Annotated in this window: 3 protein-coding genes; 1 reads left to right on the top strand and 2 read right to left on the bottom strand. The window is 71.2% G+C overall.

The features are described 5' to 3' along the window. Positions 1 to 160: 160 nt before the first annotated feature. Both ACZ4W5_RS37620 and ACZ4W5_RS37625 read right to left on the bottom strand, forming a co-directional pair. Complete coding sequence (locus ACZ4W5_RS37620) at positions 161 to 1,402, bottom strand: branched-chain amino acid ABC transporter substrate-binding protein (protein ID WP_360234533.1); 1,242 nt, start codon at positions 1,400 to 1,402, stop codon at positions 161 to 163. Between the two features lie 600 nt (positions 1,403 to 2,002). Then, on the bottom strand, positions 2,003 to 2,509 hold the full coding sequence (locus tag ACZ4W5_RS37625) for a PaaI family thioesterase (RefSeq protein ID WP_465659726.1): 507 nt from the start codon (positions 2,507 to 2,509) through the stop codon (positions 2,003 to 2,005). Between the two features lie 234 nt (positions 2,510 to 2,743). Here ACZ4W5_RS37625 and polA point away from each other — a divergent pair, with 234 nt between their 5' ends. Next, the gene (polA, locus tag ACZ4W5_RS37630) at positions 2,744 to 5,446 is read left to right on the top strand and encodes a DNA polymerase I (protein WP_360234891.1); all 2,703 of its coding nucleotides are present in this window, start codon (positions 2,744 to 2,746) and stop codon (positions 5,444 to 5,446) included. The last annotated feature ends 114 nt before the right edge of the window (positions 5,447 to 5,560 follow it).

Consider the following 5,560-nt stretch of genomic DNA (forward strand, 5'->3'; position numbering starts at 1 on the left):
TGGCAAGGCTGGGGGTGGGGGCCTGCGTGTTGTGGGGTGGGGGGGTGGGGGGGGGGTTGGGGGGGGGGGGGGGGGGGCTTTCCCCCCCCCCCCCCCCCCCCCCCCCCCCCCCGCGCTGGTGGTTCGGTGGGGCCGGCCGGCGTGTCAGCCGTCGAAGGTGTCAGCCGTTGAAGGTGCCGGACTTCTCCACGGCCCACTTGCCGTCCTTGACGGTGTAGACGGTGAGCTGCTTGTTGGTGGTGTCGCCGAACTCGTCGAAGGAGACCTTGCCGGTGACGCCGTCGAAGGAGACCTTCTGGACGGCGTCGCGGACGCTCTTGCGCAGGCCGTCGCCGGTGGGGAGCTTGCCGTTGTTGCTGTTCACGACGGACTTGACGGCCTGGATGATGGCCCAGGCGCTGTCGTAGGAGTAGCCGCCGTAGGTCTCGTAGGCGTCCTTGTAGCCGGCGGCCTTGTAGTCGGCGATGTACTTCTTGGCGGTGTCGAGGGATTCGACGGGCAGGCCGACGGCGGTGGCGAAGTCGCCCTGGCCCTTGGGGTTGAGCTTGATGAAGTCGCCGCTCTGGATGCCGTCGCCGCCCATCAGGGGGATGTTGACGCCGGCGTCCTTGAGCTGGAGGGAGAGCGGGCCGGCGGCGGGGTACTCGCCGCCGTAGTAGACGGCGTCGGCGCCGGAGGTCTTGACCTTGGTGACGATGGCGGAGAAGTCGCGGTCGTCGGGGTTGACGTGCTCCTCGCCGGCGAGGGTGCCGCCGAGCTTGGTGAATTCGCCCTTGAAGGTGGAGGCGAGGCCGGCGCCGTAGGTCTTCTGGTCGTCGATGAGGAAGACCTTGGTCTTCTTGGCGTCGTTGTAGAGGAACTGGGCGGCGAAGGGGCCCTGGACGGCGTCGGTGGTGGCGGTGCGGAAGTAGGACTTGAAGGGGCGCTTCTTGTCGCCGCTGGCCCACTTCTCGCCCTGGCTGAGGGCGACGCCGGTGTTGGCGGGGGAGATCTCGGTGAGGCTGGCGTCGTCGAAGATCTGCTGCATGGACTGGGCGACGCTGGAGTTGAGCGGGCCGACGACGCCGAGGACCTTGGGGTCGCCGACGAGCTGGGTGGCGTTCTGCTGGCCGGGGGCGGGCTTGGCGGTGTCGTCGAGGGCCTTGACCTCGAACTTGACGCCGGGGACCTCGTTGGTCGCGTTGGCGTTCTTGACGGCGAGGTCGACGGAGTTGCGGATGCCGAGGCCGAGGGCGGAGAGGTCGCCGGTGAGCGGGGCGTCGACGCCGATGACGACGGTGGTGGAGCCGTTGTCCTTGCCGCCGGCGTTGTCGCCGGACTTCCCGCCGCGGGAGCCGCAGGCGGTGAGGCTGAGGGCGCCGATCACGGCAATGCTCACGACAATTGCGGAACGATGACGCACGAGGGTCCCCATTCGGTTCAGGAGGCGCCCGCGCCTGAGTGGCGGGAGCCGGGATGCGCGGAGGGCCGGGCCCATTCCGGATGGCGCGGTGACTGGCCGTGACTCTAGATGCCGTTGGGCGGCTCGGGCAGTGCTGCGGGCAGGCTGTGATTCTCTTGTTATGAGCACACGGAGCATTTGTCTCAGCATGTGGTCGTTCCGGCTCGACCGATCCCGAACTGCCGGGCGTTTACTTGCTGGTAGAGGGATGTAAGGGCCAGAAATAGGGGTTGCAGCTGGCAGCGTCGATAATCGGACAGTGCTGTCCGGTGTGCGGCATTCGGCCGTGCACGTCCGCATTGCGGACGGCGGGGGTGCGGCGAAGAGGTTCCGCGCCTCGGGGGGCCGCGGAACAGTCGCCCGCTGGGATTTCCTGCCTGTTACGCAGTGTTACAGGTTTGGGGGCGTGCCGATCGCATCCGGACATGCCGACGCCCCCTTGCTCAGACCAACGCCTGCCCAGGGCGGCGGAAGGTCAAACAAGGGGGCGGGAAGGAGACTTGGTGTTCTCGGTGGTGAACTGGCGCTGCCCGGAGGCCCGTTGCTCTCCTCGGGGGCCCGTTACAGGTCGCGCAGCATGCAGGTCAGCCGGCAACTGGTGATCCGCTTGCCGGTGTCGTCGGTGATCGCGATCTCGTACGTCGCGGCGGTGCGGCCCTTGAACGCCGCCGTCGCCACGCCGGTGACCAGGCCGGAGGTGGCCGAGCGGTGGTGGGTGGCGTTGAGGTCCACGCCCACCGCGTACCGGCCCGGGCCGGCGTGCAGCATCGCGCCGATCGAGCCGAGGGTCTCCGCCAGCGCCGCCGAGGCGCCGCCGTGCAGCAGCCCGTACGGCTGCTGGTTGCCCTCCACCGGCATGGTGCCGACGACCCGGTCGCCGGAGGCCTCGACGATCCGGATGCCGAGCTTCTCGCCGAGGTGGCCGCCGGAGAAGGTCTCCGGGTTCACGCCGAGCTTGGCGAAGTGGTCCAGCACGTCCTGCGGGACGTTCAGGACGGTGGCCGGGGCGCCGTCGGGGGCGGTGCCCGGGGCGTTCTCGGGGGCGGTGCCGGGGGCCGCGTCGGTCATCGGGGGAACTCCTGCCGCTCTGGGGTCACGTCGTCGTGCTGCCTGTGATCGTACGACCGTCCTACTCACTGGTAGTGGGCCCGGCCCGACCGGCGCGGCGCCCCTTTTGTCGGTGCCGGGCCATAGGATCGGGGGCCGGTAGTGGAATCGGCAGGAACGGACGTTGACGTGGCTACGCAGAGTACGGACAAGGGCGCGACGGGTGGCGGCGGGGCCGGCCCGCGGCCCCGGCTGATGCTGCTCGACGGGCACTCGATGGCCTACCGGGCCTTCTACGCCCTGCCGGTGGAGAACTTCAACACCTCCACCGGACAGCCCACCAACGCGGTCTACGGCTTCGCCTCGATGCTCGCCAACACCGTCCGGGACGAACGGCCCACCCACCTCGCCGTCGCCTTCGACCTCTCCCGGCAGACCTTCCGCTCCGCCGAGTTCCCCGACTACAAGGCCAACCGGGCCAAGACGCCGGACGAGTTCAAGAGCCAGATCGGCCTGATCGGCGAACTCCTCGACGCCATGAACGTCCCCCGGATGACGGTCGAGGGCTTCGAGGCCGACGACATCATCGCCACCCTCGCCACCGCCGCCGAAGCGGCCGGCTACGACGTCGACATCGTCACCGGCGACCGCGACTCCCTCCAACTCGTCACCGACCACGTCACCGTGCTCTACCCGACCAAGGGCGTCTCCGAGCTCACCCGCTTCACCCCGGAGAAGGTCACCGAGAAGTACGGCGTCACCCCGCGCCAGTACCCCGACCTCGCCGCCCTGCGCGGCGACCCGTCCGACAACCTGCCCGGCATCCCCGGCGTCGGCGAGAAGACCGCCGCCAAGTGGGTCAACCAGTTCGGCTCCTTCGACGAACTCGTCGCCCGCGCCGACGAGGTGAAGGGCAAGATCGGCGAGAAGCTGCGCGACAACCTCGACTCGGTCAAGCGCAACCGGGTGCTCACCGAACTGGTCCGCGACGTCGAACTCCCGCTGGGCGTCCCCGACCTGGCCCGGCAGCCCTTCGACCGGGACGCCGTCGGCACCCTGATGGAGTCGCTGGAGTTCCGCAACGCCAACTTCCGCGACCGGGTGTTCGGGATCGACCCGGCCGGTGCCGCGGAGGCCGCGGAGGCCGAACTCGCCCCCGGCGTCGAGGTCGACGGCGAACTCCTCACCGACCCGGGCACCCTCGCCGCCTGGCTGCGCGAGCACGCCCGTGACGACAAGGCGCCGGTGGCGCTGGCCGCCGTCTACCAGTGGGCCCTCGGCACCGGCGAGGTCACCGAAGTGGCGCTCGCCGCAGGGGAGGCGGCCGCCTGGTTCGACCCGGCGCTGCTCGCCGAGGAGGACGAACAGGCCTTCGCCGACTGGCTCGCCGACGCGTCGGCCCCCAAGGCCCTGCACATCGCCAAGCAGGTCATGCGGGCCTTCGCCGAACGCGGCTGGACCATCGCCGGGGTCGTCGCCGACACCGCGCTCGCCGCCTACCTGGAGAAGCCCGGCCGCCGCACCTTCACCCTGGAGGTGCTCGCCGAGGAGTACCTGGCCCGCTCGCTCACCCCGGCCGCCCCCGCCGCCGAGAGCGGCCAACTCGCCTTCGACGCCCCGGAGGAGGACGGCGTCGACGCCGAGGCCGCGCGCGCCCAGGCGCTGATGCTCCAGGCCCGCGCCGTGCTCGACCTCGCCGCGCTCTTCGACACCCGCCTCGCCGAGGTCGGCGCCGCCGAGCTGCTGCACGACATGGAACTGCCCATCGCCGCCCTCCTCGCCCGGATGGAGCGCAACGGCATCGCCGCCGACCGCGACTGGCTCACCCGGCTCGAGGCCCAGTTCGCCGCCGAGATCCAGCGCTGCGTCGAGGAGGCCCACGCCGCCGCCGGGCGCGAGTTCAACCTCGGCTCGCCCAAGCAGCTGCAGGAGATCCTCTTCGGCGAACTCGCCCTCCCCAAGACCAAGAAGATCAAGACCGGCTACACCACCGACGCCGACGCGCTCACCTGGCTCGCCACCCAGACCGACAACGAACTGCCGGTCATCCTGCTGCGCCACCGCGACCAGGCCAAGCTGCGCACCACCGTCGAGGGCCTGCTCAAGACCGTCTCCCCGCAGGGCCGGATCCACACCACCTTCAACCAGATGGTCGCCGCCACCGGCCGGCTCTCCTCGCAGGACCCGAACCTGCAGAACATCCCGGTCCGCACCGAGGAGGGGCGCGCCATCCGCCGCGCCTTCGTCGTCGGGGCCGGCTACGAGTCGCTGCTCACCGCCGACTACTCGCAGATCGAACTGCGGATCATGGCGCACCTCTCCGAGGACGAGGCCCTGATCGAGGCCTTCGCCTCCGGCGAGGACCTCCACACCACCGTCGCCTCCCAGGTCTTCGAGGTCCCGGGCGCGGCGGTCGACGCCGAGATGCGGCGCAAGATCAAGGCGATGTCCTACGGCCTGGCGTACGGGCTCTCCGCGTACGGGCTCTCGCAGCAGCTCAACATCAAGCCCGCCGAGGCCCAGGGCCTGATGGACACCTACTTCGAGCGCTTCGGCGGCGTGCGCGACTACCTGCACCGGGTCGTCGAGGAGGCCCGTGCCACCGGCTACACCGAGACCCTGCTCGGCCGCCGCCGCTACCTGCCCGACCTCAACAGCGACAACCGCCAGCGCCGCGAGATGGCCGAGCGGATGGCCCTCAACGCCCCCATCCAGGGCTCGGCCGCCGACATCGTCAAGATCGCCATGCTGCGGGTCGACGAGGCCCTGCGCGCCGCCGGGCTGACCTCCCGGATGCTGCTCCAGGTGCACGACGAAATCGTGCTGGAACTCGCCCCGGGCGAGCGCGAGCCGGTCGAGGCCGTCGTCCGCGAGCAGATGGCCGGCGCCTACCCGCTGCGCGCCCCGCTCGACGTCTCCGTCGGCGTCGGCGCCGACTGGGAGGCCGCCGCGCACTGACGCGCGCCGCGGTCATCCTCGGCGGGGGGGGGGGGGGGGGGGGGGGGGGGGGGGGGGGGGGGGGGGGGGGGGGGGGGGGGGGGGGGGGGGGGGGGGGGGGGGGGGGGGGGGGGG

The organism is Kitasatospora sp. NPDC029367, assembly GCF_055569135.1.

Excerpts from the sequence above, each read along its gene's own strand:
- ACZ4W5_RS37625 (WP_465659726.1), bottom strand. The coding sequence starts at position 2,509 with ATGACCGACGCGGCCCCCGGCACCGCCCCCGAGAACGCCCCGGGCACC.
- polA (WP_360234891.1), top strand. The coding sequence starts at position 2,744 with ATGCTGCTCGACGGGCACTCGATGGCCTACCGGGCCTTCTACGCCCTG.